9 protein-coding genes are annotated in these 13,655 nt (G+C 62.9%); 2 read left to right on the top strand and 7 right to left on the bottom strand.

The genetic code is table 11. The features are described from left to right. The first annotated feature begins 13 nt into the window (after positions 1-13). A complete protein-coding gene (gene gabT, locus ACZ5TH_RS15315; RefSeq protein WP_464795163.1) occupies positions 14-1,300 on the top strand; it encodes a 4-aminobutyrate--2-oxoglutarate transaminase in 1,287 nt (428 codons plus the stop codon). Continuing rightward, a complete protein-coding gene (locus ACZ5TH_RS15310) occupies positions 1,297-2,763 on the top strand; it encodes an NAD-dependent succinate-semialdehyde dehydrogenase (protein WP_464795162.1) in 1,467 nt (488 codons plus the stop codon). Before gabT ends, ACZ5TH_RS15310 begins: the two co-directional genes overlap by 4 nt. A 137-nt stretch (positions 2,764-2,900) precedes the next feature. On the opposite strand, the gene ACZ5TH_RS15305 is transcribed toward ACZ5TH_RS15310, so the two are convergent. From ACZ5TH_RS15305 to ACZ5TH_RS15275, 7 genes are all read right to left on the bottom strand, one after another. Next, on the bottom strand, positions 2,901-3,788 hold the full coding sequence (locus ACZ5TH_RS15305) for an MlaA family lipoprotein (RefSeq protein ID WP_464795161.1): 888 nt from the start codon (positions 3,786-3,788) through the stop codon (positions 2,901-2,903). Positions 3,789-4,016: 228 nt separating this feature from the next. After that, positions 4,017-5,420 carry a sensor histidine kinase gene (locus ACZ5TH_RS15300; protein WP_464795160.1) on the bottom strand — a complete coding sequence of 468 codons (1,404 nt, stop codon included), beginning with the start codon at positions 5,418-5,420 and terminating at the stop codon, positions 4,017-4,019. After that, the gene (locus ACZ5TH_RS15295) at positions 5,420-6,103 is read right to left on the bottom strand and encodes a winged helix-turn-helix domain-containing protein (protein ID WP_464795159.1); all 684 of its coding nucleotides are present in this window, start codon (positions 6,101-6,103) and stop codon (positions 5,420-5,422) included. The genes ACZ5TH_RS15300 and ACZ5TH_RS15295 overlap by 1 nt, the downstream gene beginning before the upstream one ends. A gap of 7 nt (positions 6,104-6,110) precedes the next feature. Continuing rightward, complete coding sequence (gene mprF, locus ACZ5TH_RS15290; RefSeq protein WP_464795158.1) at positions 6,111-8,711, bottom strand: bifunctional lysylphosphatidylglycerol flippase/synthetase MprF; 2,601 nt, start codon at positions 8,709-8,711, stop codon at positions 6,111-6,113. Positions 8,712-8,715: 4 nt separating this feature from the next. After that, positions 8,716-9,456: an AcvB/VirJ family lysyl-phosphatidylglycerol hydrolase gene (locus ACZ5TH_RS15285; protein ID WP_464795157.1), complete on the bottom strand. Its 741-nt coding sequence runs from the start codon at positions 9,454-9,456 to the stop codon at positions 8,716-8,718. Further along, the gene (locus tag ACZ5TH_RS15280) at positions 9,438-12,812 is read right to left on the bottom strand and encodes a glycosyltransferase (protein ID WP_464795156.1); all 3,375 of its coding nucleotides are present in this window, start codon (positions 12,810-12,812) and stop codon (positions 9,438-9,440) included. Before ACZ5TH_RS15280 ends, ACZ5TH_RS15285 begins: the two co-directional genes overlap by 19 nt. A 214-nt stretch (positions 12,813-13,026) precedes the next feature. Continuing rightward, positions 13,027-13,443 (bottom strand): BLUF domain-containing protein, encoded by a 417-nt coding sequence (locus ACZ5TH_RS15275; protein WP_460989062.1) that lies wholly within the window; start codon positions 13,441-13,443, stop codon positions 13,027-13,029. Positions 13,444-13,655: the final 212 nt, after the last annotated feature.

The following is a 13,655-nucleotide window of genomic DNA, read 5'->3' as shown; positions in this document are numbered from 1 at the left end:
TGAAGGTCGTCAGATGCGGAACGCCGAATATAACGCCCGTCGCAAGGAAGCCATTCCGCAGGGCGTCGCCACCGCCACCAATATTATCGCCGACAGGGCCGAGAACGCCACCATCTGGGATGTCGAAGGCAATGCCTATATCGATTTTGCGGGCGGGATCGCGGTTCTCAACGTGGGCCATCGTCACCCCAAGGTGATCGCGGCGGTTCGCGACCAGATCGACAAATACACGCACACGGCATTTCAGGTGGTTGCCTATCCGCCTTATATCGAATTGGCTGAGCGGCTGAACGCTTTGGCGCCCGTCGATGGCGATGCCAAAACCATCTTTTTCACGACCGGCGCGGAAGCGACCGAGAATGCGGTCAAGATCGCACGCGCCGCCACCGGCCGCCCCGGCATCATCGCCTTTGCGGGCGGCTTCCATGGCCGGACCCTGCTGACGTCCGCCATGACCGGCAAGGTTTCGCCGTACAAAAAGGGCCTTGGACCCTTTCCTGGGGAAATCTACCATCTCCCCTATCCCAGCCCGACCACCGGGGTCAGCGTTGAGGAAACGCTCAAGGCTCTCAATTTCCTGTTCGCGGCCGACATCGAACCAGAACGCATCGCGGCTTTCATTATCGAGCCGGTTCAGGGCGAAGGCGGCTTTCACAGCCCGCCGCCTGAATTTTTCCAGGCGCTGGATGATATCCGTCGCCGTCATGGCATATTGGTGATCGCGGACGAGGTTCAGACCGGCTTCGGGCGAACCGGCAAGATGTTCGGCATCGAACATATGCCGATCAAGCCCGACCTCCTTACCGTGGCGAAATCGCTAGGCGGCGGCTTTCCGATTTCCGGGGTCATAGGGCGCGCTGATGTGATGGACGTCATCGGCCCGGGCGGTCTGGGGGGCACCTATGGCGGCTCTCCCGTCGGGCTGGCTGCAGCCTTGGCCGTGCTGGATGTTATCGAGGATGAACGTCTCCTCGACCGTGCCAATGTCATCGGCCACAGAATTCGGGAACGCATTACGCAGTTCGCTGAGAACAAGAATCTGGTGAAGATCACCGGCCTGCGCGGCCCCGGCGCCATGATTGCCTTCGACATCGTCGATGAACATGGCCAGCCCGACGGCGTTGAGGCAAAGCGCGTCTGCTCTCGCGCGCTCGAACAAGGGCTGATATTGCTAAGCTGCGGCCAGTCCGGTCAGGCTATAAGGATATTGGTGCCGCTAACTGTTGAGGACGAAACATTGGAGCAAGGCCTGAATATTCTGGAGAAGGCGCTGACAGTTTCCGCGAGGGAGGTGGCGTGACCTTCCCTCACACTCTCTCTCGGCCCGGCCTGCTCAAGGAAGCGGCTTTCATCGACGGGCAGTGGGTCGAGGGAGCGGCGAAGATCGCCGTCACCAATCCCGCGGACGGCTCTGAATTGGGGACTGTGCCCAATTTGGGCGCGGACGAAACAAAACAGGCGGTTGCCTCCGCCTGGCGGGCGCAAGTCGATTGGCGCAAGCTGGCTGCAAAGGCGCGCGGCACCATATTGCGGCGCTGGGGCGAACTGATGCTCACGCACCAGGACGATCTGGCCACAATTTTGACGCTGGAGCAGGGCAAGCCTTTTGCCGAGGCCAAAGGCGAGGTCGCCTATGCAGCTTCCTTTTTGGAATGGTTCGCGGAGGAAGCACGGCGGATCAATGGCGAACTGATCCAGCCGCACGCATCCGATCGCCGTCTGGCCGTACGTAAGGAGCCGGTTGGCGTCGTCGCCGCCGTCACGCCCTGGAACTTCCCCCTCGCCATGATCACGCGCAAGGCAGGCCCCGCTTTGGCCGCCGGTTGCTCGATGGTGCTCAAGCCCTCCGAGCTCACACCCTTTTCGGCACTGGCGCTCGCCGTGTTGGCGGAGGAAGCCGGGGTGCCCGCAGGGATATTCAACGTCGTGACCGGCGATGCGGCACCGATCGGGGAAATCCTGACCACGGACCCGCGAGTGCGAAAATTCACGTTTACGGGTTCGACGGGCGTGGGCAAAATGCTGGCGGCACGTTGCATGTCGACAGTGAAGCGTGTTTCCCTGGAACTGGGCGGCAACGCACCCTTCATCGTCTTCGATGACGCCGATGTCGAAAGCGCGGTTGAAGGCGCTCTGATGTCGAAATTTCGCAACACCGGCCAAACATGCGTCTGCGCAAACCGCTTTCTGGTCCAGGATGACATTTTCGAAGCCTTTGCAACGCGCTTGGCCGAACGCGTCAGCCAATTTGTGGTGGGCGCGGGCATGAGCGGACCCACAGACCAAGGCCCCCTGATTGACGGGCGGGCAGTGGCCAAGGCCTCCGCTCATGTCGATGACGCAGTGACGCGTGGGGCGCATATTCTGACCGGCGGTCACGCGATCGAGGGCGAAGGCAATTTCTTCCTTCCCACGGTATTGGCGAATGTTTCCGCCGACGCGCTGCTTTGCAAGGAGGAAACCTTCGGCCCGGTCGCCGGTCTGGTACGGTTCCAAAGCGAGGCGGAGGCGATCGCGATGGCCAACGACACTCCGGCTGGCCTTGCCAGCTACGTCTACACGCGGGATCTGGATCGAAGCATCCGCGTTTCGGAAGCGCTGGAATATGGAATGGTCGGCCTCAACAGCGGCCTGATCTCGACGGAGGTCGCGCCTTTCGGCGGCGTCAAGGAATCAGGTCTTGGGCGCGAAGGCTCCCACTGGGGCATCGATGACTATGTTGAATTGAAGTTGATCTGCACGGGTGTAAACAGCGCCTTCTGAACGCAGAAGGCGCTGCGCCGTATCTTCTATATTCTCGCGACATTCGCGGTGCGTCTGTTCACGCACACTGCCCCCGGCGCCGCTCAATTTGTGATGCGATCCAGGTTGAGCGGCATCGAAGATCAGCAGAGCGTCTGTTATTGCGACGCCGCCCCACCTTCCCCCATCTGTCGCCCATAAACCGGCACCACGTCATCGCTCGCCCGGCCGTGCAGCGCCTCAATCTCCGCCTTACGCTGCTTCAGATACAGCTCGCGATACGCCGCATAGGGATCATCCTCCTTGCGGATTTTCTGGACGGTATCGTCAAAGGCCGCGCGCTCGCCAAGCTGGTTGAGGATCGTCGCCGGAATGACGTAGGCAGGCTTTGTAAAGGGCTTTCCGATCAGGAAAGGCACCGCCATCTTGTCCACCGTATCGCCGATGATATCGCGTAGCGTGGTCGGCCCCACGATGGGCAGATACATATATGGCCCCGGACCTACGCCATAATAGCCAAGCACGTTGGCGAGACCGTTGGGCCGATAGGGCAGGAAGAAGGGCTTGCGCTTGGCGACGTCGAACAGGCCAGCGACCCCAAGCGTCGTATTGATGGTGAAGCGCCCCACCGTTTCCACCGCCTTGCCGGGCTTCAGCTGGAGCATATAAGCGGCGAACACCACCGGCTCCTGCAAATTGGCGAAGAAGTTACGGAAACCCTTCCGAACGGGCTTGGGCAGTCTCTTATTATAGGCCTTCGCCACTGGCTCGACCACGGCCTTGTCAACCGACTGAACCGCTTCAAAGCTTTTTGCATTGAGATGCTCAAGCGGGTCGCCCGGTGGGGCTCGATCTGCGCCGGTCACCACGATGTCGGTGGGCTGTTCCTCCGCGCCGTTTTCCGATTTGGGAGCCAAGGATATGTTCAGCGCGGCCGCAGCGCTTGCAACATCCACCGTCGGCGACGCCTCGGGTGGCGGCGCGTCGACCGTTGCCGCCTGTGCGCCCATCATCAACATTCCCGCGGCGATGCCCGGCAGCAGCATAGTCCAGTCCTTTGCAGCGGCCGATCGCCACATCCGGCTGGGCCTTCGAAGTCCAGATCGCGTCGCGGTTCATTCCGTGAGTTGTCCAGCCCCGCGCGGGCTAAATGCGATATGGCGCGCCGTCAATAGACTGATTTCGTGGAAAAGCGGAGCACCTCCGGGAGCCATTCAGAACCAGAATGCCGCCCCGCTCTTATCGCTTTCCGCAATCCCAAAGGTGGGGAAATGCTAAATCGCCGACGTCGATTGCGCAGCCTCACCGTCACTCGGCGAATAGGGGAACGACAGCGTGACAAGCAATCCGGGTTCCGCGTCACCCAGCACGAGCGCGCCGCCGTGGAGCCGCGCGACAGCGGCGGCGAGCGAAAGGCCAAGGCCTGCGCCCGCGATGTGGCGGGACAGGTCCAACCGGGCGAAGCGGCTGAGGGCGCGCTCGCGATGCTCCTCTGGAACGCCGGGACCATTGTCGGACACCTGAATCAGTATCGACCCGGCTTCAGTGCGCGCTGAAAGGCCAATGCGATCACCACCATATTTCAGCGCATTATCGATCAGGTTCGAAAGCGCCTGCCCCAGCATCTCTCGATTGGAAAACAGAAACAAGCCGGCTTCAGCCTCCACGGAAATGGTCACATCCCGTTCGTCGGCCAAGGCGCCGTACATGTCCTGAAAATCATGGAGCAGCGCAGCGATATCGACCGGCATGAAGCTGTCCCGACCTATTCCGGCTTCGGCCCGGCTGATGAGCAGGGCGGTGTCCAGCATGCGCAGCAGCGTGTCGCTTTCCTCAACCGCGCGTTCAAGTGCGCTGACGCTGGCCTCATCATGACTTTGCTTGACCGCTCCGTCCAGCACGGCACGCAAGCGAGTGAGCGGCGAACGCAGGTCATGGGCAAGGCCGTCGGTCACCAGACGCAGTTCGTCGACCAGCCCGGTAATCCGGTCCAGCATGGCATTGATCGCCTGGCCCAGCGTATCGAACATGTCTCCGCTGCCGGTCAGGGCGATGCGGCGTTCCATGTCGCCTGTTTTCACCGCGCTTGCCGTATCGGCCACGGCGTGCAGTCGCCTCCGCATGATAGAGGCTGAAAGCCAGGCGGCCCCCGCCGCAAGGGGAACCGCGATCAGGACAGCGCTCAACAGCGCGGCTTCCAGATAGCCGCCGAAACGCAAGTCGCTTTCCACCACATGTCCGGTCAGCAGGCGCGTGCCGTCAGGGAAACGCGTGCTGACGATGCCCATGACCTGCGGATCGCCATGCTGGCGGGGAGCGTGCAGCAGATTCACCAGACGCCAGGATTCAGCCGTGCCGACATGATCGGGCCATTTATCGAGATTGCCGGCGATGCGGCGACCGTCGGGTCCCATGAGCAGAAGGATGGAGTCGCCGACCGGATCTGCGGCGATGCGGCTGCGCACCGTCGCCCCGGCGGCGGCTAATCCGGCAGCGGCGTAGGTGGCCGATATGTCGTCGCGCAGGCCGACCGCGATCTCGCGGCTGGCATGGTTGACTGACTGGCTAGTGAAGCGATGGACCGCCCACAGCGACACCAGCACGCAGGCGATCTGCATCAGGAAGATCAGCAGAGCAAAGCGCCAGATGACCGAATAGCGCCAGCGCATGATGCGCATCAGCCATTCTCGCTCAGGCGATAGCCCGCGCCACGCACCGTGTGGATCAACGGCCGCTCGCCGTCTTCATCGATCTTGCGCCGCAAACGGCTGATATGGACGTCGATGACATTGGTGCCGGGATCGAAATGATAATCCCACACGCCCTCCAGCAACATGGTCCGCGTAACGACCTCGCCCCTGTGGCGCATCATATATTCGAGCAGGCGGAATTCGCGCGGTTGCAGGTCGACCGACCGGCTCCCTCGCATGGCTTTCCTTGAAAGCAGGTCCACTTCCAGATCGCCGCATGTCAGCCGGGTTTCGGCCTGCCCTGCCTTCCCCCGCCGCAACATGATCCGCAGCCGCGCCAGCAATTCGGCGAAGGCGAACGGCTTGGCGAGATAATCGTCCGATCCGCTGGTCAATCCCTTGATCCGTTCGTCGGCCGTCGCAAGCGCGGACAGGATCATCACCGGCGTTTCGATGCCCGCCGCGCGCAACGCCGCCAGCACGGCCATGCCATCCATGCCGGGCAGCATCCGGTCGAGGATGATCGCGTCATGGCTTGCCTCCGTCGCCATGTACAATCCCTCCCGCCCGTCCTCGGCACGGTCGATGGTAAAGCCCTCTTCGGCAAGGCCCTTTGCGATATAGTCGGCCGTCGTGGCATCATCCTCGACGAGCAGAACTTTGTAACTCATGGTCGCCCTATCGGACATCCGACGCCCTCCGTCCAGCATTCCGCATCCGGCTGACGGCGCTCCTCGGCCCGCCTTCGATAAGGCGCTGAAGGTCCAGCATGGCCCGCAGCATCGACAACCCCTGCGGCCCGGCGATGAAGCGCGGCTCCCAGGACGGTGTGAACTTCGCCTTATAGGCGCGGAGGCCCTTGAAGCCGTAGAGGCTGCCGCCATGCTTGAAAATCAGCGCTCCCGCCTTCACCCAGATGGGCGAGAGCCGACGCGCCTCCAGTCCCGACAGCGGCGCCATGCCGAGCGTGAACCAGCGGTAGCCTTGCGCCTTTCCCCAAAGCATGAGGCGGCAAAAGAGGAAATCCATCATGCCCGCAGGCATGTCTGCATCATGCCGCATCAGGTCCACGGACAGTTCGCCGTGATCGGCGGTGGCCCATATGTTCGCAAAGGCGATGATCCTGCCCTCCCGTCGCACGACCGCGCAATCGAAACGCTGCAAATAGGCCGGGTCGAACCGGCCGACGCTGAACGCTTTTTCGGCACCCCCCTTGGCTTTGAGCCACCGGCGCGACACCGCTTCCATCTCATCGATCAGCAGGGCGACGTCAGCGGCGGGCACGATCTCGAAAGTCACGCCTTCCCCTTCGGCGCGACGCAAGGCGTGGCGGAATGGCTTGCCCTTGGGTCCCTCGATCGTAAAGCGAGACAGATCGACGCGCGCCTCCTCCCCATATTTGACGAGCGACAGGCCAAGATCGATGGCGAGGGGCAGGCCATCAAGGCTGAGCTGATACAGCAGAAGCCGCCCCTGCGCTGCGTCCGCCCGCTCACGCAATTCCCAAAGCAGGCTGCCCCATTCGCTCGGGTCCCCGACTGGGTCGCTCATGACAATCCAGCTATGACCCTGAATCTGATACATCAGGAACGCCCTGCCCGATGGGGACGTCAGGAACAGCTTATCACCGGTCAGCGACAGGAACGCGTCGGTTTTCCGGGCGGACGCCAGCGCCTCCTGACTGGGTCTGGTCGAGATGACCGGCCCGGCGAAGGGCGATGCCGGACGAAGCAACTGCCACAAGGCTGCCCAAATCAGCAGGACGCCGGTCGCAAGGGCTGCGCGCAGGAAGCGGGATGCGTCATGGTGCCGACCGAACTGCCACCATAGGTCATTCTGATAATCGACATGCTTGAAGGCGAAGAAGCCGATCCAGACCGAAATGCCGATCGCCACCGCCAGCGCAATGATCCAGCCCGGCGCAAGCATGGCGGAGGTCAGGCTGGTCTTGCGGTAAAAGGCGGGACGGCTCCATTGCAGCAGGCCGGTAATGATGATCAGGACAGCCGCTTCCTCATAATCCAGCCCCTTCATCAGGGAGAAGCCAGCGCCCGCCAGCAACAGCAGCCGGGTCAGCCAGAATGCGCCATCCTGCCGTCGGTAGAGGCCCGAAGCGAGCAGCACCAGCATCGCCCCGATCATGCTGGCGGCGAGGTGGGACGCCTCGACAAAGGGCATGGGAAGGATGCTGCTCACGGCCCTGAACCGGGCCGGTATGGCGGGCAGCGATCCGGACACCAGCAGGACGATGCCACCGGCCGCCGCCAGCATCGCCAGAACCGCAGGGGCAATCTCCCGACCCAGACTTTCCGCACCACTAAGCACGCGCCGAACCGGGCTTTGCCATGCGTGTCGTTCATGCAAAACTATAAGGAATGCCGCTGCCGCCAAGGGCAGCAGATAATAGACCAGGCGATAGGCGAGCAGCGCTGCGAACAGCGAAGGCCGCGCGACCTGCGGCACGGTAGCGAGGACCACGGCCTCGAACAGCCCGACGCCGCCCGGCACATGGCTGATCAAGGCGATGATGATGCCCAGCGTATAGGCCAGGAAGAAGGCCGGAAAGAGCGTGATGGCGATATGAGGCAGCAGCACAAACAGCGCCGCGCTAGACAGCGTGAGGTCAACACAGGCGATGCCGATCTGTGCCGCCGCCTGTCCGCGCGATGGCAACATGAGCGTCCATCCGAATAGCCGGACGGGATGCGGCGTGCGCCTTAGCGCAGCCAAGGCCACCGCGACTCCCGCGAGCATGCAAAAGCCAAGCAGTTGGAGAGCCGAGGCATCAATGGGAAAAGCCTTGATGGCGATCGGCATCGGATCGACCGCCAGGAACAGAGCCGCCATCGTCATCACCCCACCCCAGAAGGACAGGCTGGCCGAAGCGATCACTCGGGCGACATCGCCCGGTCCCAATCCCGCCGCGCCATAGATGCGCATGCGCGCCGATCCGCCGGTCAGCAGCGAAAGCCCTAGATTGTGGCTGAGTGTGTAGCTGCAAAAGGATGCGAGCGCCGCCGTGCGCCAGGCGATCCGCTCGCCGATGATGCGCAGCGCCATATGGTCATACAGCGTCAGCGAAAGATAGCTGAGGATCGTCAGCGCCAATGCGCCGGCGAGCGCGCCAGGCGTGATGGCCCGGATCGCGCCGCGCAGGTCATGGCCATGCACCTCTGACAGGAGGTGGAACACCATCGCCAACCCTAAACCCATCATCATCAGGAGGAGCGCGACGGAAAGGGCGCGCCGATGTCTGGCAGAGGAGAGCGCCGCGATCATGGCGCTATGCCGGATGGACGGGCGAGGCCAGCGTCCGGTCTATAGCCTGCAACAATATCCCGCTCGCGCCGTCCGCATCATGGTGCAGCTCATGTCCGCCGGGCAGGCGGACGGTCGTCGCATTGCGCTGGCGGAGCGCAGGGCAAAGACTCGACCGTTCCTCCGCGCCATGGATGCAAAGCAGCGGCACCCAACTCAATTTGCGGCCCGCGAGAGAGGCATCTTCTTCCGGCTCCCCGATCGAGAATATCTCCGAGGGCGACGCGCGCCACTCGCGTGTTCCACCCGGGACGATCAGGCCGACAAAGGCGATCCGGCGGCGCAGTTCGTTCGGCACATAGGGCAGGGATGGCGCGATGACATCGGCCCCGAAGGATTGGCCTAGCAGCAGCAGCCGGGCCTGAGGATCGATCGCGATCGCGCGCCGCAACCCGTCGGCTATCATTGCGCCGGTCTGCTCGGGCGTACGGCGGACGCGGAAGAAGTGCAGGCTGTTCTCGGCGACCACGGGGATACCATGATCCGTCAGGTGATCGGCAATCGCCGGGCCAAGTCCCGCATGGAAGCCCATGTCACCAGATAGGTAAAGCGCGACCGCATGCCGATCAGCCTTCCGCTCGGCCTTGGCAGGCATGACGTCGAACAGATGCCCGCCCACATATCCCAGATACCAGAAGGACAGGACAATGGCTCCGCATAACAGCAGCAATGTGCGCGCCAGCGATTTCACGCCGCCTTGTTCCATGCCGCCATATCCTCCGCCGCGCCGCCCGATGCCTGCACCCGGCCGCTCCGCTCCAACTTACCCCATCCGACCCATGGCCCTAATATGGCGGTCGCGGTGGCACGGATCACGACGCCGTACATGATCTGGCGATAGACAAAGCGCTGTGCCACCAGCAGCAAGGCAGGGTAGCGCCGCTCGCGCGGTTCGAGCTTGTAGGCGACAGCGCCGCACAGCACGTCGATGGCGCAGAAGGCGAGCCAATAGAGACCCATGCGCAGCACATCGGTTTGCGTCTGTGCCCAGCCATGCTGATGGATGCGCACCGCCGTATCGATGCTGCTGGCGACCAAGGCGAGGTCGATGATCGGCGACACCAGCGCAAAGCCGATCTGGAACAGCCAGGCCTGCGGCAATCCGACCCAGCTCAAACCCGCTGGCTTGCCATCGCGCCAGATGCCGCGATGCTTCCACAGGCACTGCAACGTGCCATAGGCCCAGCGGAAGCGCTGCTTGGCAAGCGCGCGGAAACTTTCAGGGGCTTCGGTCCACGCAACGGCTTCGGTATCATAGGCGACCAGCCAGCCCGCACGCTGGACTGCGATCGTGAGGTCCTGATCCTCCGCCAGCGTGTCGAGCGGATAACCGCCCACCTCGTCCAGCGCCGCCCGTCGCCATGCGCCGACCGCACCCGGCACGACCGTAATCGCGCCGAACCGCGCCAGCGCCCGCCGCTCCAGATTCTGCGCCGTCACATACTCCACCGCCTGCCAGCGGGTGACGAGGTTCACGCGGTTGCCCACCATCGCATTGCCCGCCACCGCGCCCACATCCTCATCGGCGAACCAGCGGGCGAGCCGGGCGATGGTCAGGGGTTCGAACTGCGTGTCTGCGTCAAGCGCTACGATGATCGGCGCGCGCGCCAGCTCCAGCGCGCGGTTGAGCGCCGCAGCCTTGCCGCCATTGGCCAGGGTGAGCAGCCGGACGCGTTCGTCTCCGGCGAAGGCGCGTGTGACGATCGCGCTCGTTTCGTCCGTAGAGCCATCGTCCACGACAATGACGTCCAGCGTCACCCGTTCGCTGGCGAGCACGCGGCGCACCGACGCCTCAATTACCTTGGCCTCGTTGAAGGCAGGGATGATCACTGACACAAGAGCGCCTTGTTGCATCTCTGGTGGTTCGACCCGGTTGGAACGCAGGCGGCTGCCAAGCGCGAGCGCCGCCAGCATCAGCGCCCGGCCGATGCCGAACAGGATGACCGCGAAGAACAGCCATTTAAGCGCCGCCGCGATCGCGGCCAGCACAAGGAAGACCGCAACGTCGATCCGCACCGCCACCAAATCTGCGCCGCCGATCCGTGGCATCACCTTGTCCGGTGTCAGCCCTGCGAGGGTGGATATGGTGACGAAGCGATAGCCCTTCGCCTCCAGCCGCTTGATGATGCGGGGCAACGCCGCGACCGTCTGCGCCCGGTCCCCGCCGCTGTCGTGCAGCAGGACAACCTGTGCTGAGCGGTCAGCGTCCCCGGCTTCAACTTGCTGAACCGTGCGGTCGACGATTGCATCGACGCCCGGCCGCGTCCAATCGCCCGGATCGACATGCAAGCCGACATTCAGATAACCGGCGCGCTGCGCCTCCAGCGCGGGACCGATCTCGTCCGCACTGGTGGGTTCGGCGTCCCCAAAATAAGGCGCGCGGAATAGGCGCATGGCCCGGCCGGTATAGGCTTCCACCAGCCGCTGCGTGCTGTTCAGTTCCAGCGAGACGCCGCGTGGCGAAACCTGGGCCAGATTGGGGTGGGTGTAGCTGTGGCTGCCGATTTCGCTGCCCTGCGCAATGATCTCGCGCAGCAGCGAAGGATGCATGATCGCATTTTCGCCTATGACGAAGAAGGTGGCGGGCACGTGCGCGCGCTTCAATATGTCGAGGATCGGCGGCGTCCACACCGCGTCCGGCCCATCATCGAAGGTAAGCGCAAGCATATGCGGGCGGTAGCCCGTCCGCCGAATGACATAAGGGGTGGGCAGACTGGCATAATGTTCGTCGATGATCAGCCCGCTTAGCGGCCCTGAACCCATGCGCACCGTTCGATGACCGATGGTGGGCACATCGTCGATCCGCAGGATTTCGCCATTGCCTTCGACATCGACGGAATTGAAGCTGGTAAGCCTTCCAAGCCCTTCGACCTTGCCCTTCTTCCCGGCGAGTGCGGACCAGAAGCCGGGGTCCTCCGACCCCAGGCGCCACAGCGCGATCCCGCCTGCGCCAGTGATCCGGGCGGCGCGAACCTGATTCCAGGCGCTAGCCGCGTCCAGCATCCAGACATGATGGACAACGCCATCCTCGGAATAGTCGAAGGTCGCGTTGCCGCTTCTGGCGTCAAAGCGGATCGGAGCGCCGGAGTCATGCGCCGTCAGCCATGCATCTTCGATCGACAGGATCGAAGCCGGGCCTCCGCCTTGTTTCCAGTCATAGGCATAGTTGCCGATCGCCACGATCGCCTTGGATGCTGGGACGGCACGCAGTGCAGCGCGCAAGCGGCCCACGAACCAGGGCTGCGCTGCGATCGGACCCGGTTGATCGCCGATGAAATGCTGGTCATAGTCCATCAGGAAAAGGCGGTCGGCCACACGCGCATAGGCATGCAGGTTCCAACGCGCATCATCCACGGGCACGGTCAGCATCACTTGCTGATTTTGACTGTGCAGCAGTTGTTCTGCTTCCTTGAGGAACGACAGATAATCGGCGTGCGCGCTAGGCGGCAGCGCTTCCAGATCGAATATGACTCCTGATGCTTTGAGCGCTTTCAGCGACTGAGCCAGGCGCAGGAGCAGCGCCTTCCGCGCCGCGCGGTCGTGCAGCAGCGCCGACGTCCCGGCACCATCCCAATCGCCATCATCGGCATTCTGCACGACCGGCATGACACGCGGGCGATGAGCCGAGGTACGGATGAGCGACGTGAAAACCGGATCATTCGTGACGCGCAGATCATGGCGCGGGCCGGTAACCGACAGCAAGGTCGGGGCCACCCAGTCGATCTGGCCGATATGCTGGCGTAAAGACGCCCGGCTTGCGTCGTCCCATGGTACATAGAAGGCGACGCTGACAGCCTTACCATCGGCGCCCGGGCCGCGATGGGGCAGCCATTCTGACAGGCGATGGCGAACCGAAGCCTGGAAATGGTTCAGGCGCTGACCGATGCCTTCCGGACGGCGGCGCTCCATCTGCAAAGGAACGGCAGGCGGGATGGGCACATTGATGATGGTATAGGCAAAGGCCATTCCGGCGGTGAGAATGACCATTATCAGGCAGAATAAAGTCGGCAGCGTCAAGCGGCGCCTGCGGCCGGTGGCATCGTAGAAAACTGGCCTGTGCATCGTTCGCCCATCCGACTGGAGAGGCGACGCAACAGGGGTGAGCGCCGCCTCTCACTTACGTGGCCACCATGTGAGCCGCTGCACGGGATAGCGGGCATGGCCTAACCGACGCATGGTCGGCAGATTACAACTTTGTCATGGGAGGGGCCTGAGCATGCCGTGTGGCAGGAAATGGCGTTGATCGACGCAGCGCCGATGAGGAATCCGCCGCACATTATCCCCGGCCCATCATGGCCGTTTCGGACATGAACCGGGCGAGTGCTTCTGCGCAGTTTACAGGATCATAGGCAGCTTCCCTCAATAACTGCTCAACTTCGGGATAATTCACTTGAGCAGGTACGACATAGGCCAGCGACCAGGTGACGAACCGTCGGTGGGGATAGACGCCTTCGGCGATGGTGCGGATATTTTCATGCCTCAAGTCATCGAGGATGAGACGCTGCAACACTTCCACGGCGTCTGCTGGTCCTTCGAGATATTGCGCGAAACTGCGGCCGGTAAACAGGAGCGCGCCCGTCACGTGAAGGCGGTGATTACGCGGGACGGAATCCCTGACGATATCCGCGGCCAGCTCATCGGCCTCATCCTCGGCGAGCCTGCTGGCGCTGATGTAGAACCATCTGAAGACCATCGACGCGAACTCCGGAAGGCCGCTGGTCCTCATTATAGAGGCGGCTATCCGTTCGTCGCCAACTCACAGGGGTTAAACACAAAGCCCCGGCCCCTGCCGCCATTCAAACGCCGCTGCCCCCTCGCTCAAGAGCAAGTTAGCAGCGACGTATGGCGATTGGGTCGAGACCTTGCCGGAGTAATGCGGATGATTGGCCCCGTCCTTCGGAGCCT

This window comes from Sphingobium sp. TomTYG73 (genome assembly GCF_055394245.1).
The sequence above is the reverse complement of the archived record's forward strand: the minus strand, read 5'-3'. Positions and strand labels throughout refer to the sequence as shown.